Annotated in this window: 19 protein-coding genes; 2 read left to right on the top strand and 17 right to left on the bottom strand. The window is 41.3% G+C overall.

From position 1 onward, the window contains the following. Positions 1-12: 12 nt before the first annotated feature. The 3 genes from H5180_RS15345 to H5180_RS15335 are packed head-to-tail and all read right to left on the bottom strand — an operon-like array spanning position 13 to position 5,712. Complete coding sequence (locus tag H5180_RS15345) at positions 13-1,389, bottom strand: TolC family protein (protein ID WP_182758519.1); 1,377 nt, start codon at positions 1,387-1,389, stop codon at positions 13-15. Next, positions 1,382-4,537, bottom strand: coding sequence for an efflux RND transporter permease subunit (locus tag H5180_RS15340; protein WP_182734104.1), 3,156 nt, complete (start codon positions 4,535-4,537; stop codon positions 1,382-1,384). The genes H5180_RS15345 and H5180_RS15340 overlap by 8 nt, the downstream gene beginning before the upstream one ends. A gap of 8 nt (positions 4,538-4,545) precedes the next feature. After that, complete coding sequence (locus tag H5180_RS15335; protein ID WP_149980115.1) at positions 4,546-5,712, bottom strand: efflux RND transporter periplasmic adaptor subunit; 1,167 nt, start codon at positions 5,710-5,712, stop codon at positions 4,546-4,548. Between the two features lie 118 nt (positions 5,713-5,830). Here H5180_RS15335 and H5180_RS15330 point away from each other — a divergent pair, with 118 nt between their 5' ends. Continuing rightward, the gene (locus H5180_RS15330) at positions 5,831-6,775 is read left to right on the top strand and encodes a LysR family transcriptional regulator (protein ID WP_145236132.1); all 945 of its coding nucleotides are present in this window, start codon (positions 5,831-5,833) and stop codon (positions 6,773-6,775) included. Here H5180_RS15330 and H5180_RS15325 read toward each other — a convergent pair. Continuing rightward, on the bottom strand, positions 6,772-7,809 hold the full coding sequence (locus tag H5180_RS15325) for a GGDEF domain-containing protein (protein ID WP_182758518.1): 1,038 nt from the start codon (positions 7,807-7,809) through the stop codon (positions 6,772-6,774). The genes H5180_RS15330 and H5180_RS15325 overlap by 4 nt on opposite strands. 129 nt (positions 7,810-7,938) lie before the next feature. Continuing rightward, complete coding sequence (locus H5180_RS15320; protein ID WP_182758517.1) at positions 7,939-8,805, bottom strand: DUF6279 family lipoprotein; 867 nt, start codon at positions 8,803-8,805, stop codon at positions 7,939-7,941. Positions 8,806-9,337: 532 nt separating this feature from the next. Between H5180_RS15320 and H5180_RS15315 the strand changes: the two genes are divergently transcribed. After that, positions 9,338-10,063: a tetratricopeptide repeat protein gene (locus tag H5180_RS15315; protein WP_182758515.1), complete on the top strand. Its 726-nt coding sequence runs from the start codon at positions 9,338-9,340 to the stop codon at positions 10,061-10,063. 40 nt (positions 10,064-10,103) lie between these two features. Here H5180_RS15315 and H5180_RS15310 read toward each other — a convergent pair whose 3' ends face one another. The 12 genes from H5180_RS15310 to H5180_RS15255 all read right to left on the bottom strand — a co-directional run bounded on the left by H5180_RS15310 (position 10,104) and on the right by H5180_RS15255 (position 23,189). After that, a complete protein-coding gene (locus H5180_RS15310; RefSeq protein WP_259399579.1) occupies positions 10,104-11,534 on the bottom strand; it encodes a coniferyl aldehyde dehydrogenase in 1,431 nt (476 codons plus the stop codon). Between the two features lie 110 nt (positions 11,535-11,644). Then, positions 11,645-13,120 carry a DASS family sodium-coupled anion symporter gene (locus H5180_RS15305; protein ID WP_145236148.1) on the bottom strand — a complete coding sequence of 492 codons (1,476 nt, stop codon included), beginning with the start codon at positions 13,118-13,120 and terminating at the stop codon, positions 11,645-11,647. A gap of 11 nt (positions 13,121-13,131) precedes the next feature. After that, complete coding sequence (locus H5180_RS15300; protein ID WP_145236151.1) at positions 13,132-14,094, bottom strand: porin; 963 nt, start codon at positions 14,092-14,094, stop codon at positions 13,132-13,134. Between the two features lie 228 nt (positions 14,095-14,322). Beyond that, positions 14,323-15,690 (bottom strand): sigma-54 dependent transcriptional regulator, encoded by a 1,368-nt coding sequence (locus H5180_RS15295; protein WP_145236154.1) that lies wholly within the window; start codon positions 15,688-15,690, stop codon positions 14,323-14,325. Then, entirely contained in the window at positions 15,687-17,423 is a 1,737-nt protein-coding gene (locus H5180_RS15290) for a cache domain-containing protein (RefSeq protein WP_145236157.1), read from the bottom strand. The genes H5180_RS15295 and H5180_RS15290 overlap by 4 nt, the downstream gene beginning before the upstream one ends. A 36-nt stretch (positions 17,424-17,459) precedes the next feature. Beyond that, positions 17,460-19,436 carry a TonB-dependent receptor gene (locus tag H5180_RS15285; protein WP_182732495.1) on the bottom strand — a complete coding sequence of 659 codons (1,977 nt, stop codon included), beginning with the start codon at positions 19,434-19,436 and terminating at the stop codon, positions 17,460-17,462. A 118-nt stretch (positions 19,437-19,554) separates the two neighbouring features. After that, positions 19,555-19,818 (bottom strand): hypothetical protein, encoded by a 264-nt coding sequence (locus H5180_RS15280; protein WP_145236163.1) that lies wholly within the window; start codon positions 19,816-19,818, stop codon positions 19,555-19,557. 143 nt (positions 19,819-19,961) lie between these two features. Further along, complete coding sequence (locus H5180_RS15275) at positions 19,962-20,213, bottom strand: hypothetical protein (RefSeq protein ID WP_145236166.1); 252 nt, start codon at positions 20,211-20,213, stop codon at positions 19,962-19,964. A gap of 43 nt (positions 20,214-20,256) precedes the next feature. Then, positions 20,257-20,661, bottom strand: a complete 405-nt coding sequence (locus H5180_RS15270; RefSeq protein WP_145236169.1) for a DUF1761 domain-containing protein — start codon at positions 20,659-20,661, stop codon at positions 20,257-20,259. Between the two features lie 284 nt (positions 20,662-20,945). Continuing rightward, a complete protein-coding gene (locus tag H5180_RS15265; protein WP_145236172.1) occupies positions 20,946-21,476 on the bottom strand; it encodes a response regulator transcription factor in 531 nt (176 codons plus the stop codon). Further along, positions 21,473-22,714 (bottom strand): ATP-binding protein, encoded by a 1,242-nt coding sequence (locus H5180_RS15260; RefSeq protein WP_145236312.1) that lies wholly within the window; start codon positions 22,712-22,714, stop codon positions 21,473-21,475. The genes H5180_RS15265 and H5180_RS15260 overlap by 4 nt, the downstream gene beginning before the upstream one ends. A 70-nt stretch (positions 22,715-22,784) precedes the next feature. After that, entirely contained in the window at positions 22,785-23,189 is a 405-nt protein-coding gene (locus H5180_RS15255; RefSeq protein WP_145236175.1) for a DUF4440 domain-containing protein, read from the bottom strand. Between the last annotated feature and the right edge of the window lies 1 nt (position 23,190).

The raw sequence follows: 23,190 nt of genomic DNA, 5'->3' as shown, positions 1-23,190 counted from the left end.
ACTCAACTTAACTTAATTAACTAACGCATAACTCCAACGACCATTAAATACTTGGTAAGTGTCTACTTTAGCAAGTAATGATGAAATCGTTGAGTCAATTGCATTTTCCTGCGCTATTAAAACATCCTGTCGCGCATCTAACAACTCTAAGTAAGGTATTTGCCCTTCTTGGTACATCGCCTGCGCTTGTAAAAAGGCATTATTAGCAAACTCATAACGTGCTTTGGCATAGCCTAGTTGTTGAGTTTGTTTGACTAATAACTGCAGTGAAAGTTCACTCTGCGCTAATGCCTCTAACACCACTTGTTGATATTGGCTGTAAGCGGCTTCACTGAGATATTGCTGAGCATCACGTTGCGCCAATAACGCAGGGTAGCTCAATAATGACCACTGAATGCGTGGGGCAACTTGCCATTGCTGCGAAGTGTCAGAAAGCTGGTTGTTATCTAAGCTCAATACACCTGCAAACGCCGTTAAACTGATATCAGGTAATAATGCTTTACTCGCAGCCACGCTTAATGAATTAGCTTGGCTAAATTCAAATAATGCTTGGCTAATATCAGGACGCAGTGCAATGGCATCACTTGGGGTGGCTAAACTTACAGTAAATGCATGCTCAAACAGCGCTTGCTCATCAACTAAGGTTAGATCAGCAGGTAACTGCCCTGTTAACGTCGCAAGCGTTGCTAGATCACGAAATTGCGCGTATTCAATATCTGGCAACAAAGCTTGCTGCTGCTTCAATTGTGCTAAGGTTCGATTTAAATCAAGCTCATTAGCGACCCCTTCCTCAACGCGAGCCCGCAGAACCGCAATACTTTGCTCTAATGCTTCAATTTGTAGGTTAATGATCTGCTGTTTTTGCTTATTACCTTGAAAACTGACAAACCCTTTTACCACAGAGGTAACAACTTCAATATGCAAAGCGCGCAATTGTTCCGCTTGACTCATTGCCCCTGCATTCGCAGCATCAACAAGCGCAGTTACTTTACCAAATAAATCAAGTTGCCAATCAAGATTAACATTGGCTTCCGATTGACGCGTGTTAACGTTACCAGTACTTGAGCGAGTGGCATCAACTGCCACTGCACCTTGGGGAAGATACTGTGCTTTTTGCCCACCTAAACGAGCAAGCGCGCTTTGTAACTGCAACTGACTAGTGTGCAAATCATGATTATTAGCGCGCGCACTGATCACAAGATTATTTAACTGGGTTGAATTTAATTGTTGCCACCAGTTAAGCTCATCTTGACCTTGTAATTGTGCTGCGATTTGTGTTTTTGCAACAAATTCTTGTAGCTGATTTTGCTGTTGCTGCTCATCAATTTTACTGGCGCAGCCACTTAATAAACCCGCCACAACAAGAGCGGTTAACTTATACTTACTCATTAATTTGCTCCTGCGTAGTCACTTTACGGGTTTTAGTTACCAAAATATAAAATACAGGGGTAAATAATAAACCAAACACGGTTACACCAATCATACCCGAGAACACTGCGTTGCCCATTGCATGGCGCATTTCTGCTCCAGCTCCCGTTGCTAATACTAAGGGAATAACACCCGCAGTAAAGGCAATTGACGTCATTAAGATAGGTCGTAAACGCATCCGACAAGCTTCTAAAATAGCGTCGAAATGACTCAACCCATGATTATTTTTATCGCGTGCAAACTCCACCATTAAAATGGCATTTTTAGAAGCCAAGGCAACCAATACAATCAATGCTATTTGCGTGAAAATATTATTATCAGCGCCAACCAACCATACACCCATTAATGCTGAGAATATTGTCATTGGTACAATAAGAATAATAGCCAGTGGGAGACGTAAGCTTTCATACTGCGCAGCCAATACCATGAACACTAATAACACCACTAATGGGAATACGTAGACCATGGTATTACCCGCTAGAATTTGCTGAAAAGTAACTTCGGTCCATTCGTACTCAATACCCGTAGGTAAATTATCAGCCAAGATCAGCTCAATTGCCTGCTGTGCTTGATCTGAACTGTAACCAGGCGCTGGACTACCATTAAGCTCTGCACTTGGGTAACCATTGTAATGCATCACTCGATCAGGACCTGTTGTAGGCGTTGCCGTTAATACCGAACCTAATGGCACCATATTCCCTTGGTTATTGCGCACTTTTAGATTCAATATTTGTTCTGGATCAAGGCGGAAATCAGCATCAGCTTGGGCATTAACTTGGTACGTACGGCCAAATAAATTAAAGTCATTAACGTACATTGAGCCCAAATACACTTGCAACGCATTAAATACTTCATCCAATGGAATACCTTGAATAAGCGCTTGCTCTCGGTCGATATCAATATCCATTTGTGGTACTTGAATTCTAAAACTTGAATAGAGCCCCATTAACGCAGGATCTTGCTGAGCTTTAGTAATCACCGTTTGCAAACTGTTAAATAGTGTTTCAAAGCCTTTATTACCGCGATCTTCAATTTGCAGTTTAAACCCACCCGTGGTGCCTAAACCTTGAATTGGCGGCGGTGGGAATACAGCCACAAATGCTTCATCAATGGCACTAAAACGCTGGTTTAACTGTGCCGCAATAGCCATCGCCGATTTACTAGGATCGCTTCGCTCACTAAAGGCTTCTAGCGGTGTAAATACAATGGCGCTATTAGGACTGTTAGTAAAACCATTTACCGACAAGCCAGGAAAGGCAACTGTGTGAGCAACCCCTGGTACTTGCAGTGCAATTTCTTGCATTTGCCTAACCACATCTTGAGTACGGTCTAAACTCGCTGCATCAGGTAATTGTGCTATCGCAACTAAATACTGCTTATCTTGTGCAGGAATAAAACCACCCGGCACGGCATCAAATAGCTTAATTGTTCCGCCTAATAAAACCACGTATGCAATCACCACTACCACGCTCATGCGCATTAGTTTTTGTACCAGCTTTTGATAGCCTTTGGCGCCACGGTCAAATACTCGATTAAAGGGTGCAAATAACCAGCGACCAAATAAACGATTTAATAAACGCGTCAGCGCATCCGGTTTAGCATCATGGCTTTTAAGTAATAGTGCCGCCAACGCCGGTGATAAAGTTAATGAGTTAAATGCTGAGATAACCGTTGAAATAGTAATAGTTAACGCAAACTGTTTATAAAATTGACCTGATAAACCACTAATAAACGCGGTAGGAATAAACACTGCACACAACACTAACGCAATCGCGATTATAGGCCCTGTCACTTCAGTCATCGCCACGCGCGTTGCTTCCAGAGGTGATAAACCTTGTTCAATGTTACGTTCAACGTTTTCGACCACCACGATAGCATCATCGACCACAATACCTATGGCAAGTACTAAACCAAATAACGACAGCGTATTGATCGAGACCCCTAACCACTGCATCACCGCAAAGGTACCAATCAGTGAAACTGGCACAGCTATAAGTGGAATAATCGAAGCACGCCAGGTTTGTAAAAATAACACCACTACAATTACCACTAACGCGATAGCTTCAAGTAACGTTTTGATCACCGCATCAATCGAACCGCGAACAAATACCGTAGGGTCGTAGACAATGTCGTACTCAACACCAGCTGGAAAATCTTTCGATAAACGCGCCATGGTTTCGCGTACTTGATCTGAAAGCTCAATCGCATTAGAGCCAGGACGTTGAAATATCGGCATCGCCAGTGCTGGTTGATTATCAAGTTCAGCTCTAAGTGAGTAAGTATTTTGGCCTAAATCGACACGTGCAACATCGCTTAGACGTGTTAATTGACCTTGTTCACCCACTTTAATGATCACTTGCTGAAACTCTTCAATACTGTTTAAGCGTCCTTTTACATTTAACAATATTTGAAATTGACTGTCTGTTGAAGCAGGTTGTGCACCTAAGCTACCCGCTGCAACTTGTTGGTTTTGCGCACGCAATGCGTTGACGACGTCCATTGCGGTTAATTCTCGTGCCGCTAATGCATCGGGATTAAGCCACACTCGCATTGAATATTGACCACCACCAAATAATTTTACATCGCCTACGCCACTCAAACGTGCAATTTGGTCTTTCACATATAAGTCAGCGTAATTAGATAGATACGCTGTATCATGTGTTTTTTCCGGTGAGAATAAGTGCACCACCATGGTTAGATCCGGTGATGATTTTTCAGCGACGACGCCTAAGCGCTGCACTTCTTGTGGTAGTCGCGGCAAAGCACTGTTAACCCGATTTTGTACTTGTACTTGCGCACGATCTAAATCCGTTCCCAATGAAAACGTTACCGTCAGTGTCATACGCCCATCACTGGTCGCCTGGGAAAACATATACAACATGTTTTCAGTACCATTGATCTCTTGCTCCAATGGAGTGGCCACAGTTTGTGCTATTACGGTTGGATTTGCTCCTGGGTAGTTCGCAGTTACCACAACTGTCGGCGGAACAACTTCAGGATACTCACTGACCGGCAGTTGAAACAACGAAATACCACCGGCAATTAAAATCACCAATGACAGCATGGCTGCAAATATCGGTCGTTGAATAAAAAAGTGAGAAAATTTCATTATTCGTCCTACTTCTTAGCCATAAGTGTGTGCTGCGCCGTTGGCGATAACGTAAAAGCAACACCGGTGGTGTCTAGGGTCACTGTATTAGGTGAAATCGGCATGCCAGGTCCAACACGCGCAGGACCATTAACCGCAATCACATCGCCAGCTTTTAAGCCCGAGGTAATAGCGCGAAAACTGCCATAGCGCTCACCGGTTGTAACCAGTTTATATTCAAGAATATTGCCTTCACCTACAGTGAGCACAAAGCGATTTTTCAAATCGGTGCCAATTGCTCTATCAGGCACAATAACTTGCTCTGTAACGTCATTGGCCGCTAACTTAATACGTGCAAATGAACCGGCGCGTAAGGCGGTATTTTCATCAAATCGTGCACGAACTCGCAAAGTACCTGTTGCTGCATTGATTTGATTATCAATAAAGTCGATATAACCGGTGTGTGCAAAGCCATTTTGACCAACTTTTTGCATGACTACTTGCTGATGAGCAGCGGCGGTTACTTCATCAAATGAACTATTCCAAGTACGTTCATCAACATCAAAGTAAGCATACATAGTTTGATTTGATACGATTGAAGTCAGTACACTTTGCCCTGCAAGCACATTATTACCTTTGGTAATATTTGCACGCGAGATCACACCATCAATGGGTGAACGTATATCTGTAAATTCTAAATCTAAATTAGCTGCAATTAGCTGGGCTTTTAAGGCCGCAAGTTGTGCTTCACGTTGGCGTAACGTTGACGTACGTGATTCCGCTTGCTCTGTTGAAATCGCTTTTCGCTCGGTTAATCGCACCGCTCTTTTAGCTTCACTTTGCGCTTGCGATAAAGCGGCTTCAGCACTGACTACTTGTGCCTCTAAACTTGCTACAACCGCAGCATATGGGCGAGCGTCAAGTTTAAACAGTAAGTCACCCTGTTTAACCTCGTCGCCCTCATTAAACGCAATATGCTCAATAACTCCGGCAACACGTGGCATAAGTGATACTTCTTCCGGCGCTTCTAAACGCGTAGTGTAGGTGTGCCAGTTTTGCACTGGCTTAATGATCACTGAGGCAACATCTATTGGTTGAAGATGTGGTTGATTGCTCTGTTGAGCAGGCTCTTCTGCACAACCGGTGAGGGCAAGTGATGCCCCTAAAACTGCAATAGCTATTAAGTGTTTGTTCATGACGACGCTCCATTTAGTGTATTTTTCTATGTTACGGAACATTTTTGTGGACAAAAACCATAGATTTTTAAATTCATTAATGCCAATATGGCATCAATTAAATATTGGTGAGTAATTAATGGATACCACAAGTCGCTTATTGATGTTGTTAGAAGTCGTTGAGCGAGGCTCATTCGCTAAAGCAGCAGAAACCCGTAATATTGATCGTTCAGTGATCTCAAAACAAATAAGTCGTCTCGAAGATGATTTAGGAGTACGTTTACTGAACCGCACCACCCGCTCATTTTCACTGACAGCTGCAGGGGCCGAAATGATTAAAAAGGCCAGTGAGTTGAGGCAACTACTAGGTGAAACTGTACGTTTAGCCGAGAATTATCACCAAGAGCCACGCGGTGTATTAAAAATCACTTCATCAACCATTATCGGCAGGCGTTATCTACAACCTGTAATTAATGATTTTCAAAAACGCTTCCCGCAAGTAGAAGTTGAACTAAGACTCGATGATAAGTTAGTTGATCTGGTATCTGAAGGCTTTGATCTTGCTTTTCGGGTCGGTGAGCCAAAAGACTCATCACTGATCGCACGTAAAATTGCGCGCAATAGATTACTAATATTAGCCGCACCTGAGTTTATTCAAACGTATGGATTGCCAAGTAAAATAGAGGACTTAATTGATTTACCCGCAGCCAGTTATTCCAGCACTTCGTTGCGCGTTGAGGGTATTCGTTATGTAGATCAATATGGTCTACCGCAAGAGCAAAAAATTAAGAGTGTGTTTAGAGCCAATGATGCCGAGGTACTGCTCGATAAAACGCTTTCTGGAACAACCTATGTGCTCGCGCCAGCATTTATCATTAATGATGAAATAAAGCAAGGACGTTTAGTGCCCTTATTAACAGACATCAAATTACAAGAATACAGTGCGATGTACGCGGTATATCCACACCGTGATTTACCTGTAAGAACACGGTTATTTTTTGATGCGATACGTGATCACTTAGGTAAAGAAACACCACTTTGGGAAAGTAACATTCCCGGTTTCGAGCACATGTATCTAGGTTAAGAAACCTGTTCTAGTTTTGCTGAGTATTGCTGCGAGTCAAAATAAACATTGTTTCGACCATGTTTTTTTGCATAATAAAGTTGCTCATCTGCTGCTTTAATCGCTTGTTTTAGGCTATCGCCATCACGATAAGCAGCTAAACCGATACTTGCTGTTAAACTTATTTCACGCGCACCAACATTGATAGCCGTACTTTGCAAACCGACTCTGATATTTTCAGCAATTTGATAAGACTCTTGTTGATTTGAATCAGGAATGAACAGTGCAAACTCTTCGCCGCCAGTACGAAAAACTCGCCCCTTGTTAAGTGTTTCTCTTAATATAGTGGCAATTTCAACCAGAACTTGATCGCCCACATCATGACCAAATTCGTCATTTACTTTTTTAAAGTAATCAAGATCTAGCACCATAATAAATAAATTAATTTTGTCTACCAACTCAACTTCAAAGTAATGGTTCATTGCTAAACGGTTGCCGGTGTTTGTCAGCGGATCTAACAAGGCAAGGTTTTCTAGTCGCTCTGAAAATTGTGCTCGGCTCGCTTCAAAAATATGCGCAGTAACCCAAACTATCACATAGCTAAAACTCATATTTAGGTACAGGTTAAGCTCTGAAAATGGTGCTAAGGAGGGTTTACTAATAAACACAGCCGTTTGTACACACACTAATAACAACGATAGGTAAAAACCACACTTACAACCTAACAATAAATAAAATAATATAGGTAAAGTAAAAGTCCAGACGAACAGGCCACTCTTAACAACAGCAAGGTAAGTGCCCAAGATTACTAATAGCATAATACAAAGGCACAATAATAACGGCTGCCAAGTCTGAAATTTTCGTGTCCGAGCATAGTTAAAAGTATAAAAACAATAAATAGCAAAAACCCCTTCTAAAATCCCTAATGAGTAAAAGTCATTAATAAAAAGATTAAAATAGGTAAAAACACTCGCTAAAATTCCGAAACAGAAACAAATCCATTTCAGTAAATTTTCACGTAATACTTGAGCGCTATCTAAGGCTGCGATATCCATTGATTAACTTTAATTCGAACGAAAAAAAGTCAGTCTAACGGTTAATTGAAAGAGTACAAGCTCTATTTGTTTTTGATATATTCATTTTTATAAAAAATTTTTAAAATTAAGATCTTAGCAACTAACAGCCTATTCATCATTAATTAATTGTTCTATATCTTCTAACATATCGGAGAACTCAGCATTAGCATGCTGGCGCTGTTTTGCTGTCAACGTGGCTCTTAAACTCACAAGTAAACGCGCATAGCGCTTTGAATTTTCAGCATCTAAGCGAATTAATTCGTCACTCATAAACACCTCTCGCTCAGTAATGACAGCTGATAATTGGCTAATAAACTGATCGCGGCTAAGTTGGCTATCAAAAAATACCTGTTTGAGTTTATCCAGCCGAGTTTGCTTGTAAGCTTGCTTTAATAAAAATGTTGCTTGAAATTCGCTGTTCGCTTGGGTGATCAAAGACACTTGTTGTTCACTCAGTTTACCAAGCCACTGTTTATAAGTATCTAACTGACGTTCAAGGCGATCTTGCTCACGCTGTGTTGGGGTTTGTTCATTATACTCGTCACTTTCTGTTGTTATATCCTCTGCAATGGCAGCAACAAATTCTTCTCTTTGCTCCGTGGATAAACCAATAGCAAGTTCAATAAGATCGTCTCTTACATACATAACTAACGATTGCCAATGTGTTTTAAAGCCTTGAAAATACGTTAATAATGCTTGCTCTGAAGGGTCTTCATCAAGTAGCTTTTGTAATGCCAACAGATCCTGTCGATACAAAGGTAATTGCGTCTTACGATGCCAATCCCGACTTTTCTTAATTAAGTCTTTAGCTTGTTTGCTTTGCTGCTTCGATAAATCAACGTAGTCATCAATCCAAAACGCCGATAACCAGCCTATATTATTGTAGGTAAATGTAGCTGAGCATCCAGTCAGAGCTAATAGAAACACACCAACTACTGCGGATTTATAATTCAAGCACATGTTTTTTATAGACATTTTTATTTTTCTTACGGTTCTTTATAGCACTACGTTAATCAACTTAGCGCATTATGTAAATGAGGGGATTAAAATAAAACCGAACAAATGGAAATAATTATCATTTAACTATTGACGCACATTCAAATACAAGTAATAATCGATCGCATCAACACCAAGCAGCCCAACACGACACGTTTGCGCTTCTTGTAATAATTGAACGTACCGACCTCAGTGCCCTAGGGAAGATCGACCAGTAAGGATGCTGGGCCCCTTTAGTACAAAGTTGTTGATGAAGATGGTGACGCTTCGAGCATATTACTTACTCGACCCAAGTAATATAATTAAAAGATCACACTCACTTGCTACATTGTTCATATCGGTGACGGTTGATATGACCCAAAAAGCCCCATCAGGGGCTTTTTTTATTCCTTTAAATTTTCTGTAATATCTGTATCTTATGTCTAAGTTTTATCATTTATAGTGCGAAGCTGGGCAATTGTGGTTGTTGGGACTAAAATTAAACAGTAACACGCTAATTGGAGGTATTGTCATGTGGCAGCCGAAGTTTAAGATATTGTTGATGGTCGGTGCACTTAGCATCTGTGGTGTTGCTCATGCGGGACTTGAAGAAGGGATCCGCGCAGCCAATGAAGGTCAATTTGAAGATGCACTTAGAGAGTTTAACTACCTTGCAGAAAAAGGCTTTGCACCAGGAATTTACGAGCTAGGGCAGCTATATGAAGGTGGCCACGGCGTAACGCGCGACTATCACAAAGCTGCTGAACTTTACCAGAAAGGCGTTAAAAAGAACCACGTCGACTCAATGTTTGCATTAGCTGTACTTTACCAAGAAGGTAAAGGCGTTAAACTTGATAAACAAATGTCAGTTTCACTCTTTAAGCAAGCCGCGGCAAAAAACTTACCTGCTGCTCAGTTTAACTTGGGTGTGATGTACGCCAACGGCGATGGCGTTGCGCAAGATTATAAAGAAGCTATTAAATGGTATGAAAAAGCCGCTGGTAATAATTATACGCTAGCACAGTTTAATATGGCGCTGATGTATTTCGAAGGCCATGGAGTCGAAAAAAACATCGAAAAATCATACATCTGGAACACTGTTGCTGAGTATAATGGTAATTTAGATGCCAGTCACAGTCGCAAGCTAGATGAGCGCAAGCTGATGCCTGCGCAAATTGCAGAAGCCAAAGAAAAAGCTGATGCATTGTATGAAAAAATCCAAGCTGGGCTGTATGCGGGCGAAGATCGGATGTTTTAACTGCCAGTTAAAACGCTATTGGATTGTACTTAACGCCAATTTATGGCCGCAAGTACAACCATTTGAGTATTTTAATCAATATCTTATTTTGCGCCAACAACAATCCTAATTTAGGATTAAAACCACCCGTTTTCAATGTATTACGTGCATGGCTAAAGGTTAAAAAGCCTTCTATACCGTGATAGTTTCCCATCCCAGAAGGACCTAAGCCACCAAATGGCGCATCATCAGCAGTCACCTGCATTAAGGTGTCATTTATTGCGAAGGTACCACTTTGTGTTTGCTGTTGAATACCTTCATTGATTTGTTTATCTTGCCCCATTATGTACAAAGCTAACGGCTGAGGACGTTGATTTATGTATGCAATCGCCTGAGGTAAAGCTTGATAACTGACAATCGCAAGAATTGGTCCAAACAGTTCTTCTTGCATCAACTTCATATTGTCATTCACATCAGTCACAATGTGCAAACCAAGACGATGCTTATGTTCGTCGCTTTGGTTTTCATCTAACGGCTTAATTATCTGTGCGCCCTGTTGCTGTGCATCTGCCAATAAATCGGTTAAACGCTGAAAATGGTGGTGATTAATAACCGAGGTTAAATTTTTACCCTCGACACCTAAGTTATAATGTTTTTTATATAAGCTACAGAGACTTCTGACTAACTGATGCTGTAAGTTTTCCGGCACTAAAACATAATCGGGGGCAACACAAATTTGCCCTGCATTGGTCATTTTACCAAATAAAATAGCTTTAGCCGCCTTATCTATATCCGCTTGCGCGGTAATGATAACGGGCGATTTGCCACCTAACTCAAGAGTTACTGGGGTAAGGTTTTTACTCGCAGCGGCCATAACATGGCGCCCTACAGCTGTAGAGCCGGTAAAAAATAAGTGTGCGAATGGCAAACAGCTAAACTGTTGACTTAATTGCGCTTCACCTTCGATCACTGCGCAATGTTCGCTAAGCTCGCCGATAAATAGTTTTTTGATTACTTGATTGGTGTGCGGAGTAAATTCACTGACCTTTAATAATACCCGATTACCTGCGGCAATTGCGGTTATCACCGGCACGATTGATAATTGAATTGGGTAATTCCATGGAGAAATTATTCCCACCACTCCTTTGGGTTGATAGCTCACAGCAACTTTTGATGGCGCTAGGCTCAAACCCGCTTTTCGTGGTGAATTTTTTGCCCATTTAGGTAAATGCTTGATGGTGTGGCTGATCGTTTTGACCGTAGGCAGTATATCACCCAAAATCGTATCAAAAGCAGTGCGAAAGCCAAAGTCTTTCGAGCTTGCAGCTACCAATTCAGCCTCTAATGCCAACAGTTCACGTTTTAAAGATTTTAATAAACGGATCCGCTGTGATAATGCTAAATATGGCTGGGCATCAAAATGCAGCTGCATTTCATCAAATTGCGCTTTTAGCTCAGGGTTACATACAGTGCGAGTGTCAGACAAAAGCATACTCATAAACAAAATAAAGATTTAACCACTATAACTTTGTTTCTTAGCAGGGGCAATATAGAGCGCTATCAACAAACGAATAGCGCTCCGGTTGGGTAACTTTGAATTACTTAAAAATTAAATACCGATGCAGCAAGGGTCATAGTGACAAATGTGATCAGCGCAATTGCAACAATATTTAATGCAAAGCCGGCTTTGATCATATCCCGCATTTGAATTTGCCCAGAACCAAACACAATGGCATTAGGCGGGGTCGCTACAGGCATCATAAACGCACAACTACAGGCTATAGCCGCAGGAATAACCCAGACCAATGGCGAACCTGTGACTGACTCAGCGACAGGGCCAAGAAGTGGTAAAAATCCAGCTGCGGTTGCTGTATTACTGGTGATCTCAGTTAAGAAAGTGATTAAGGTTGCAATTGCTAATACACTCAATACTAATGGAATGGCGCTGACGCCTTCAATCATATGAGCTATGTATTCAGCCAAACCTGATGACTTTATTTGTGCCGCTAGGGTTAAGCCACCACCAAACAACAATAACACTCCCCAAGGAACTCCTGCCGCACTTTGCCAGTCAAGAATACGTTCATCACTGCCTTTATTAGCAGGTAAAACAAATAATAATAATGCAGCAGCAATGGCAATACCGGTATCCGATATTTTTAAACCAGAAAAATCAGCGATCAGAGGTCTAAATATCCAGCACACAGCTGCAAATAAAAACACACATAACACCCCTTTCTCAGCGCGTTGCATGGTGCCCAGACCTTTTAACTGCGAGCTAAATAGTGACTTGGTGTCGACTTTTTTAGATTTTTCATCCGTTTTATCAACTTTGTAAGCAAACTTGGTCAGCCACAACCAACAGATGATCAACATAGTCAGTGACAATGGCACACCCACCATCATCCATTGCGCAAAACCAATTTCAATTTTATAACTATCTGATAAATAAGCGGCCATCAATGCATTCGGTGGCGTACCAATTAATGTTGCAATGCCGCCAATGCTGGCACCATAAGCAATAGAAAGTAACAGTGCTTTACCAAAACCATTATTATTTGGATTAGATTTTTGCACTAAATGGGTGATAGACATAGCAATAGGTAACATCATCACTGCTGTTGCAGTATTTGACATCCACATTGATAAGAATGCCGTTACTAACATCATCGCTAATATCTGCAAACTCGGTTTTGAGCCCGCGTAGAGCATAGTACGTAAAGCAATGCGCTTGTGTAAGCCCCAACGTTCCATCGCAATGGAAATTAAAAAGCCACCTAAAAACAAAAATATTAAGGGGTGCGCATACGGTGCAGCGACACTTTTTATCGCAGCAATGTCAGCCAACGGAGAAAATACCAACGGCAATAGCGCCGTAGCTGGGATAGGAACTACTTCACTCACCCACCATGATGCCATCCAAAATGCTAATCCTGAAGTACGAAGAGCAGCGGTACTCATGCCAGCAGGAGGATCGATCAAACACGTAAGTAACATGACCGCAGGGCCCAATAACAGCAGCAAGATCTGTATCATTGGATTTTTTTCAGGTTTATCGTCTAAAGTTTGTGTGCTCATATTCAACCCCCTTAAAATTTATACTTTAAGCCAAGGGCTAAGCTACTATCCGTTTGCTGTTGCAAATCTAAGTCAGTATAGAATAAGTACGCGGTAGTTTGTTTATCAAATAAATAATCCACACCTGCAGTCCACTGGCTGCCCTTAGTACTTTGGCGAATAGTTGAGTCATCACTGGCAAATTGTAGTTTTGGCTGCCATTTGTCAATGGTATAACTGGCACTCAACACATAGCCGTTTCCTGATTTAGTACCATCTACTGACTCACTGTGCTGGTAAATAGCACCTAGTTGTAAATCATTTTTTTGCCACGCGCCAACGATGCGACTGGCGTTGATATTATTGAGTGAATCAATATGGCTGATCGCCACATAATAATTTTTATTTTTTAAACCACGGTCACCATAAATTAACGTAGCGGCATAACCGGCTTCATTATTGGCACTGTCATCCTTCAAAGCATAGGTAAGTGATAGCTGAGCACCCGCATATGATTTTGAACTATACGTTATGGTATCACCAAGGCGATCTTGACCCGGTAGTAATTGAGCAATATCGGCTTGAGTTTCATTGAAGTTATCAACTTTACCTTCTGAATACTTAAAGCGTGTATCGTTTCGACCAACTACAACTTCACCAAAATTTCCCGCTAAACCTAAATATGTATTACGGGCACTAAATGGCTCATCGGTATCATCGTGCTCAAAGCCCTTTACTTGCACTTCGTATTTAAATACCGCTTTTAACGAGTCAGTGAGTACATGTTGCCCTTTCACACCAATGCGTGAAAAAGGCGCATCGATTTGCGTTCCTTTTTTAGCATAGCGCATTACACCGTTGTCAGTATTAGCAATTTGTACTTCTGCTTTACCATAAATGTCATACTCTGCAGCATGAACACTTTGTCCAAAGCAAGCTGCTGCAAAACTCGTTGCTACAAAAACAGGGGTTAGCTTTTTGTCTATTATTATCATTGTGTGCCCTTATTGTTAGGATCATTTGTTGTTCCCGCTAATAAAGGCAAGTTTACTGCCAACTGCTTATAAAAAAGTAAAGTTTAATATATTCAGATAGTTAAATTTAAAATTAAATTATACTTACAATAAAGTGTGCGGGATCCCACACACTATCAAAGCGTCTGTGTCACTGTTTCCACCCATCAAATTAAGCTGAGCAGGTAAATCACTTAAGCACAGCTCTGGTTAATCAATAAACATGTCACGATTGAGGCCATATTTACTCATTTTGTCATACAAGGTTTTACGAGCAATCTGTAAGGTATTCATAGTTTCTTTAATACTACCTTGGTGGCGCTCAAGGGCTTCTTCGATTAAAGATTGCTCATAAAAGCACACTTTTTCCGCCAAACTCAGATCGGGCGATAACTCACTGCCATTATTATTTTCGGTATTGGCGAACGCTAATTCAGCACCCAGCAGCACCGCTCGTTCAGCTTGGTTTCTAAGCTCTCTGACATTACCTGGCCACTGGTAACTAAGTAAACGCTGTAATATATCGCTACTTAGAGGAGCCGGAGGTTTATGAAAACGAGTCGCGGCAATAGAGCTAAAATGTTTGAATAATAAAGGAATATCAGCTTTCCTATCACGCAATGCCGGAATACTTACCCTCACTAAATTGAGTCGATAATATAAGTCAGCTCTGAAGTCCCCTTTTTCGACCAAGGATAATAAATCAACTTTGGTTGCCGCAACGATACGTATGTCTAAGTCAACCGCGGTATTAGCGCCGACGGGGGTCACTTTTCGCTCTTCTAAAACGCGAAGTAACTTTACTTGTAATGATGCCGGTGTGCTTTCTATCTCATCTAAAAACACCGTACCACCTTGAGCAAACTCAAACTTACCTTGGCGACTGTGTGTTGCCCCTGTAAACGCGCCACTGGCCGCACCAAATAGTTCACTTTCAATCAGTTGCTCTGGTATGGCACCACAGTTAATTGCCACAAAATTACAGTTTGAACGACTGCTTTGATCGTGTAAAAAGCGTGCAACTAACTCTTTACCGGTGCCAGTTTCACCTTCAATCATCACATCTGCGGGAGTGTCGATCACCGCATTGAGCAGATGCATCATTTGCTGCATTTGCACGGTTTCCCCTAAGATCCGCACACCTGGGGCTGACGTTTTTTCTACCGCTAATTTTAAAGCACGGTTTTCCATTACCAAGGCACGCTTATCGCACGCTCTGGCAATGCAATCTAATAACTGCTCAGTGAGAGGTTTTTCAAATAAGTCGTAAGCCCCTAATTGCATTGCTTTAACAGCCACTGATACATCAGCAAATCCAGTCAGAAAGATCACCGGTAATTCGCTATCAAATGCTTGAACTTGTTCTAAAAAAGCCAGTCCATCCATTTTCGGCATATTAATATCACTGAGCACCACCCCGTTAAAACGACGATTAAGTTTTGATAAAGCACTCATTGGATCGCTAAAACACTGTACTTGATAGCCTTCGAGTGTCAGCAATTGGTCAAGTGAATCGCGGATCATCGCTTCGTCATCAATAACAATGACCTGTTTACAATCAGTTGCTAACGTATTCATAACGCTCCTTTAGTACTTGCTAAGGTAATAATGAATTGAGCACCACCGCCAGGGCGATTATGCGCACTTAAACAGCCATTAAATGAATTAATAATTTGCTTAGAAATAGATAGCCCTAAGCCAAGGCCATTAGTTGATTTAGTGCTATAAAAAGGCTCAAAAATAGTCCCAAGCGCATGTAACTCGATACCAGGCCCAGTATCCAAAATAGACAGCTTAACGCGGTCGTCAAACTGCTCTATCTCAAAACTCAGCTCTCGCACTGTGCTGTCAGCCATTGCTTGGCTGGCATTGGTGATCACATTCACTAATACTTGCTCAAATTTAATGCCATCAACCCATACTTTTACAGTGTCAGCAATATCAGCGGCGTTAACGTTGACATCATCCTGCTTTAATTGCGCGGAGGCGATCACCATGGCATTTTTAAGTAGCTGGCTTAAGCTTTGCTCCCTTAACTGTGTTTGTGCTGGTTTGCTAAAGTGCTTTAATTGTCCAACAATTTTATGTACTCGTTCGATCAGCGATTGCACAATAACAATATTTTCAGCGGCCTTTGCAATATCACCTTTGGCAATCAAGCGCTTAGCACTAACCAAATACGTACTCATAGCACTCAAGGGTTGGTTAATCTCATGATTGATACCAGCACTAAGTTGACCTATGGTGGCCAATTTGGCTGTTTGCACCAGCGCTGTTTGTGCTTTTTCGAGTGCATGGGTGCGCTCTATAACTTCTTGCTCAAGGCTATGACGAGAAAAAAGTAATTTTTTATAGCCGGCAAAACGTGCCATTAAACTGTAAAAAAGCATTAACCCCCCAGCATAAATCACACTCAACCAAAACAATCGTCCTAGTTGATTAATATTCACCGACGATATATCAACAAGCACAGTTATTTTTGCATTAAGTCGCTCAATCGGCGCACTTGCAGGCACATATTTACTGCGTTTATTCGCATCATTAACGTATAACAGGGGCATCCCTTGGCTAGTAATGTGCTCAGCAGTGATAACTTTTGGTACATACTCTAGGTAGCGTCGGCTTGTCGTAAAGTGTTGATAGTCTGCTGCTGTGAGGCTATGCAACGAATTGAGTCGCCATGATGGGCTATCGGACATAGCAATAATATTATCGTCTAAGCTTAAATAAAAATGGCTAGCGTGGGACGCATTCAGTAATTGTCGATCAGTTTCAAACTTAGATACATTCACTTTTAAGGTGACCACACCTATTACTTGGCCATCGCGATAAATCGGTTCAGAAAAATAAATGCCACGCTCTTTAGATCGTAAACCAAGAGCAAAATAGGCAATTTTGTTACCCGCCAATGCCTGAGAAAAATACGGACGAAATGCAAAGTTATTACCGATATAACTGTAATCAAGTTGCCAATTGCTCGATGCAATAACATCCCCTTCACGATTAAGTACATAGACGTCTGATGCACCACTGGCTTGTTGGATATCAGCCAAGTAATTATTAATAGGCTGCACGGGCTGATCAGTATCACTGAGAAATGCAGTGAGTAACTGGTTATCAGTAACTAAATGAGGAATAGTTGCAAAACGAGAGAGTTCGGTATCAAGATAATTACGCAATTGACCCACTTGGAGTTCAGCTTGCTGCTTGGCTTGACTTAAATCATAGTGTCGGCCAAATAGAAAACTAAGCAACAATACACTGATTAAAATGGCAACAGCGATTAATATTTTTCGGGGAAAACGCAGCATGTTCAACCAAAGGGCACACCTGAGCGTCCCTAAAACTTAAAATTTGATTTGATAGTGTAACGAGTATTCACTGCCGACACCAGCAACAGCACCATCTGTGACTCTTGGATCGTACACACGGTAGTGCTTATCTAAGAGATTATGGGCTTTAAAACTAATTTCACTGCGTGCAGAAAATTGCCAACTCACAGCCCCGCCGAGCAAAAAGTAAGCCGGTTGAGTAAAGTCGCTTGTCATTGTCGGGCCACTGACGGCATCGCGCCAAACACTATTGAGGCTCAGCACCCATTGCTGATGATGATAATTAGCAATCACACTAGCAAAGCGCTTAAACGTTGGCTTAATTGGCGTATCAAAATACTCGCTGTAGGTCGCTTCCACTGATAAATCACTAGTAATGTGGATCATGCTATCTAATTCAACACCACGATTAATGTCATCTAATTGATTTTCAAAGGTAAACTGATTATTGGCAGCTGAATTTGGCACTAGATTAATAAAATCAACAAGTTGATTATAAAAAAGCACCGAATTAATATGCCAATCTTGTCCCTCGTAGCGCCAAACAAGCTCTGTGGTTTTAACATATTCAGACTTTAAGTTTGGATTGCCCTTAGTCACATCATCATCTGAATACAATTCATTCGTCACAGGAGTGCGAAACGATTCACCGTATTGTAATTTAAAAGTATGCGCGCGAGTTGGTGAGTAGATTGCGGAAATGCGCGGCGATAATTTACTGTCTATCGCTTTAACATCATCATAACGTGCCCCTAAAAATAAGGTCAATTGCTCAGCAAAAGGCACTTTGATTTGCCCATAAATACTTCGGGTTTCAAAGGTAGATTGCAAACTCTGAAATGGCGCATAATTACTGATTGTAACAATCCCCCCTTGATAAAACGGATCTTCAACAATAATTTCACCGCTGTTAATATCAAAATAATTAACACGTAAGTCCGCTTTATGTTGCTCTGCGTGGCTATATTGCAAGCCTGAATTAATTGACCAACCATTATTAAATTGCTGACTGGCCTCTACACTGACTGTTAAATCCGTCGTATGCCAATCAGGACCAATAAAAAAATCATAACTGGCATTGGGTAAGGCTACTGCAGGTGCGATTAATCCAGCACTTTGTATTTGATGATGTGCATACGCTATTTTTGTAGCCAAAGTACGTGTATCAGTTTCAAGCCAATCATAACCTACAGATAGGAAAGTATTCTCACTACGATGTTGATTACTGTCAGAATAACCACCAAGGTTTAAAAACTCATTCAGTTCAACCTGATTATAACGCGCTCTCAAAGCCAGTTTATTGATATCGACACCCGCTTCAAAGTAAACTGATTGCAGTGGATCGTTTACCCCTTGTGGATAACGCTTACCACTTTTCTGGTTATACGCGCCATTAGCAAATAGATGTGTTTGCTGATTAACTTGATGACTAACCGAGAATGCAGCGCCGGTTTGACCTACATTTCCCACAGCCAGCGACATTTCATTATTTTGGCTTTTAGTCACTATATTCATCACCCCTAAGAATGCATTACTGCCATATAAAGCAGACCCAGGGCCACGTATGAACTCAACTTTATCAATAATTTCTATAGGTATATAAGGGATATAAACTGACGCTTTGCCAAATGATGACTCATTTAAACGTTCACCATTGATCATCACTAAGATATTGCCGCTATCAAGGTAAACACCTCTTGCGTGATCTTTTGGTACAGCGCCTACCCAATCACCACGAGTAGATTGCATACCAGGAACAAAATTCATCAATTCAAACGCATTATTCACCCCAAGCGAGGCTATTTTTTGGCGATTAAAAACTGTGATGGTTGAAGGTGCTGAAGCGAGAGTTTCTAAGGTTTTTGAGGCAATATCGACATGAACGTCAAGTAAATCCTCAAAGCTAAGCGCAAATAAATCCTCAGCCTCGCTCGCCAATAAGGGAGTTGTATAAACACACAAAAAAAGACATGCTGTTTGCTTCAAAATCATTACGCCGCTTTACACCTATATTTTTCATTGGAGTTAGCACATCATAAGTAACGTGCTATTTACAATATTAATACAAATACGCGACGGCGTGAGAGTTTTTCTCTATTAATTTATAAATTTAGGCTACAGCTGAAATCTGCTTAGCTTTTAGGTATTTATATAAACCAATTAATGAGGCTGCGATCCAAAATATTTCAATCACAAAACTTGCTAAATTAAAGTTATAACAAAGACTTATAAGCAACAAAATAGCGCCAGATAAATTCATCATGTTATATAAAAGCCCTGTTGGCGTGGCTTTACCCAGTTGTAGCATAAAAAACGCGCCAACCACTAAAAACGTACCTGTCATACCAACAATATCAAATAAAAGTGCAATCACGGGTGTCCCCTATCCTTTTTAATCATACCCAACAAACTGGCCCATTCCATGGGGAGGGTTGTTTTCAATCATTGAAACAGCAAACCGGGTAAGTTTAGCAGCCTCGCCAAAAGCGCACAGGATAAATGTCCGCTTTAGCGAGTTCATTTAAACGTAACTTTGCCGCCGATCATTTTATACGCGGGTGCGCCTCGGATAATTGCTTCTCGAGCAAAAGGGCGTGAGCAGTTGGGGCATACGCAAGGAATTGTGGTGAAATCTTGACTGATCCGTTCGATAAAACATTTAAGCAATGCCCCTTTGCCGCCTTTACGATATTTGAATAGGGGAGCTTTACATTGACTACAAAAAATATCGACCGTTTTAGTAGGGCCTTTTTTATTCGGTTTTGCCATTATTTTGTTACTTTTACTACAAACACGCGAATAGATTAACAGCTTATGGCCAAAGTCCAAAGATTAAGCCCATTAAAGTAAACTGTAAAATATGGTAACCGCTATTGATTAAAAACAGCTTTAGTGGTCGTTGTTCATAAATATAGCTCATCCCTAAGGCACTGCTTACCCAACATAGTCCAACCGCAAAGCCAACGCCTACAGCAACCCCTAAATGTGGATGTGGTCCTAAAAACAGTGATAAGCCAAAAGCGATAAATAAAGATAAAACAAAACCGCCACCAAATACCCATTTTGGATTTGTTGCTTTTAAATCCAGCTCCGTTAATCCACAGCCTTCTAACCAGGCTCGTTGAAACAACCAAGGTGAATACCAAACGCCTCCTAACATAAAAGAAGACATCGCAGCTAATAATACGGCTACAAAATCCAGTTGTGATAAATCCATAATGACTACTTATGCTGATTGCAAAAAATACAATGATATTTTTACTGTAGTTAATGAACGCCATTGCAGCAACTATCTAAACTGCAAAACTATCTATGATGCGTGGCTGGTGCCAAAATATAAATACACTAAAGTAACCTGAGCTCCATTTAAAGTGACTAAAGGCGACTGTATTACTTAGTTGACCGGGTAAAACTTATTGCCTAAAAGGCAACAATAAACTTACTGAGCATTACTAAACCGGAAACCGTGATCCGAAATAACGCTCACTATTACGCTAGGATTTACTGCTGAACTGGTTTTTTTTGTAGCTTACGCTGTAAAGTCCGCCGATGCATATTAAGTTGCCGAGCAGTTGCTGAAATATTGCCTTGATTGGTATGCAGCACTTGCTGAATATGTTCCCACTCAAGACGCTCTGGCGACATAGTTACAATATCATCTGCAATTAACTCAGTAGTTGGCACGCATGTGCCTGTTAAGGCTCGTAATAACGTGAGCATATCAACGGGTTTTGTTAAATAATCATTTGCACCTAGGCGCATAGCCTCTACCGCTGTGGCAATACTGGCATAGCCTGTTAATAATACAATATGTGCGTCTGTTAGTAATGCTCTCAGTGGTGCGATAAGAGCTAAACCGTTATCGTCAGCTAATTTCATATCTAACAGAATATGTGTCGGTGCGAAGTTTTTAGCTATGCCAATAGCCTCGGCTTTATCATGTGCCAGCTGACATGCAAAACCGTGTTTGTTTAAGCGCCGCGCTAACGTATTGGCAAGATTAATATCATCTTCAATAATTAATAGCTTCATACAGGCTCGACTTGTGGCTCATCAATGGTTAATTGTACTTTGGCAACCGCGCCACCTTGTGGGTGATTAAATAATGTTAAAGAGCCTTGTAAACGCTCAAATGTTACATTTGAAAGCATAACTGCAAGCCCCATCCCCGTTTCACTAGGCATTAACTGACCCCCTAACTCTGCCAATTGTGCTGCGCTAAATCCTTTACCAAAATCACGTATAACTAAACTCACTGTTTTAGGGTTATCTGGAGTCTGTTGCCAGTTCAATTCCAGTGTTTGTTGCTGTGCCTGTTGATTGGCAAAAGCAGCATTTTGCAACAAGTTTAATATCGCTGGCAGTAACATAGCATCATTAGTAACCGAGCTAGCAGGCGCTGCATTTAGCCAATTAAGCTGTTGATCGGGATACTGTAATAGCATTGTATCGCTAATTTGTTGAGCTAATGCGTTTAACGATACAGTCGCTGCAACCGTTTGTGTGCGTAGTTCAGATGACAGGGTACGAAACTGTTTTAACTGCTGTGCGCATTGCAACAAGGGCTGCTGCATGTCTTTCACAATCTCATTATCGGGCTGCTCTTCAAGAAGCTCTTCATACAATAATTGTAAATTGGCGATTGGGCTGGCTAATTGATGAGTAATTTGTGCCGCAGCACCATCAAGCGTGACTAACTGCTCTGCTCGTAATTGTTTTTCTCGCACAGTTGCAATTGTGCGCTCTCGCGAATGCAGTGCACGGTTCATAGTGCCGATAACGAATGCTATAACGCTAGCACTGATCACAAAGTTAACCCACATACCCACAAAGTGACTGGTCATTTGCATATGATGCATGCTGTGCTGAGGCATTTTAAATAGCAGCACGCTATAGGCGGTGATCGCTAATACAGCAATATAAGCTAAGCCGCGAGCACTGACACTCACCGCAGCAATCATTATTGGTAACAACAGTAACGACACAAATGCATTGGTCGCACCACCACTCAAAGACAGCAATACCGATAAAAAAAGCACATCGGCCGTAAGCTGCATTAACATCCCAAGTTCTTTCGCTTTACTGACATTACGATAAGCAATCACGCTTAAAATTTGGAATACGGCTTCAAGGGAGATCACTACCAGTAGAGGCAATAAAGGGATTTGGTGCTCAAGTAAAAAATAGACTGCTACAACGGCCAATAGTTGAATTGCAATTGCACCACTGCGTAACATCAGTAAACGGCTAATCGCAGGATCAGTGCGCATTAAAAACGCCATACATAATTACCTAACAAAAAAATACCTAATAAAAAATGCCTAATTAAAGAAGGTTAACCTAATCATCATCCATAGAGATACTAAACACAGCACACGGCGTTCCTTGATGAAACACCATTTTCCACTGGCCTTCGGTTAATCGCCACAGCGACATCCGTAACGAATAGTTAAACTCAGCGCGCGCAGAGCGCCGATATGCCGCTTGATAACTTAGTTGGGCAATATCATCACTAAGCATTCGGCCTTTAAAATGCTGATTGTAAAACTGCGGCACGACTTCGGTAGGTAACCGCGTTAATACTTGATATTTATTAAATACAGTACCATTAGCGGCAATTTCAATAAAATCATCATCGAGCAAAGCATCCAATGCCTGCTCAGATTGACGGATCTCAGGATCTAATAACTGGCGCTCAGCGTCAATCAAATGATTAAACAATGATGCCTTGATTTTGCTGCCCATA

Source organism: Pseudoalteromonas sp. SR41-4 (genome assembly GCF_014163985.1).
In the GTDB taxonomy this organism is placed as follows: domain Bacteria; phylum Pseudomonadota; class Gammaproteobacteria; order Enterobacterales; family Alteromonadaceae; genus Pseudoalteromonas; species Pseudoalteromonas rhizosphaerae.
This window is presented reverse-complemented; position numbering and strand designations above follow the sequence as displayed.

What these genes read in the sequence shown, in the direction of transcription:
- H5180_RS15330 (WP_145236132.1), top strand. Translation starts at nt 5,831, where the DNA reads ATGGATACCACAAGTCGCTTATTGATGTTGTTAGAAGTCGTTGAGCGA.
- H5180_RS15340 (WP_182734104.1), bottom strand. Translation starts at nt 4,537, where the DNA reads ATGAAATTTTCTCACTTTTTTATTCAACGACCGATATTTGCAGCCATG.
- H5180_RS15255 (WP_145236175.1), bottom strand. Translation starts at nt 23,189, where the DNA reads ATGGGCAGCAAAATCAAGGCATCATTGTTTAATCATTTGATTGACGCT.
- H5180_RS15345 (WP_182758519.1), bottom strand. Translation starts at nt 1,389, where the DNA reads ATGAGTAAGTATAAGTTAACCGCTCTTGTTGTGGCGGGTTTATTAAGT.
- H5180_RS15305 (WP_145236148.1), bottom strand. Translation starts at nt 13,120, where the DNA reads ATGAGCACACAAACTTTAGACGATAAACCTGAAAAAAATCCAATGATA.
- H5180_RS15300 (WP_145236151.1), bottom strand. Translation starts at nt 14,094, where the DNA reads ATGATAATAATAGACAAAAAGCTAACCCCTGTTTTTGTAGCAACGAGT.
- H5180_RS15260 (WP_145236312.1), bottom strand. Translation starts at nt 22,714, where the DNA reads ATGCGCACTGATCCTGCGATTAGCCGTTTACTGATGTTACGCAGTGGT.
- H5180_RS15320 (WP_182758517.1), bottom strand. Translation starts at nt 8,805, where the DNA reads ATGTCTATAAAAAACATGTGCTTGAATTATAAATCCGCAGTAGTTGGT.
- H5180_RS15315 (WP_182758515.1), top strand. Translation starts at nt 9,338, where the DNA reads ATGTGGCAGCCGAAGTTTAAGATATTGTTGATGGTCGGTGCACTTAGC.
- H5180_RS15335 (WP_149980115.1), bottom strand. Translation starts at nt 5,712, where the DNA reads ATGAACAAACACTTAATAGCTATTGCAGTTTTAGGGGCATCACTTGCC.
- H5180_RS15285 (WP_182732495.1), bottom strand. Translation starts at nt 19,436, where the DNA reads ATGATTTTGAAGCAAACAGCATGTCTTTTTTTGTGTGTTTATACAACT.
- H5180_RS15290 (WP_145236157.1), bottom strand. Translation starts at nt 17,423, where the DNA reads ATGCTGCGTTTTCCCCGAAAAATATTAATCGCTGTTGCCATTTTAATC.
- H5180_RS15325 (WP_182758518.1), bottom strand. Translation starts at nt 7,809, where the DNA reads ATGGATATCGCAGCCTTAGATAGCGCTCAAGTATTACGTGAAAATTTA.
- H5180_RS15295 (WP_145236154.1), bottom strand. Translation starts at nt 15,690, where the DNA reads ATGAATACGTTAGCAACTGATTGTAAACAGGTCATTGTTATTGATGAC.
- H5180_RS15265 (WP_145236172.1), bottom strand. Translation starts at nt 21,476, where the DNA reads ATGAAGCTATTAATTATTGAAGATGATATTAATCTTGCCAATACGTTA.
- H5180_RS15270 (WP_145236169.1), bottom strand. Translation starts at nt 20,661, where the DNA reads ATGGATTTATCACAACTGGATTTTGTAGCCGTATTATTAGCTGCGATG.
- H5180_RS15310 (WP_259399579.1), bottom strand. Translation starts at nt 11,534, where the DNA reads ATGCTTTTGTCTGACACTCGCACTGTATGTAACCCTGAGCTAAAAGCG.
- H5180_RS15275 (WP_145236166.1), bottom strand. Translation starts at nt 20,213, where the DNA reads ATGGCAAAACCGAATAAAAAAGGCCCTACTAAAACGGTCGATATTTTT.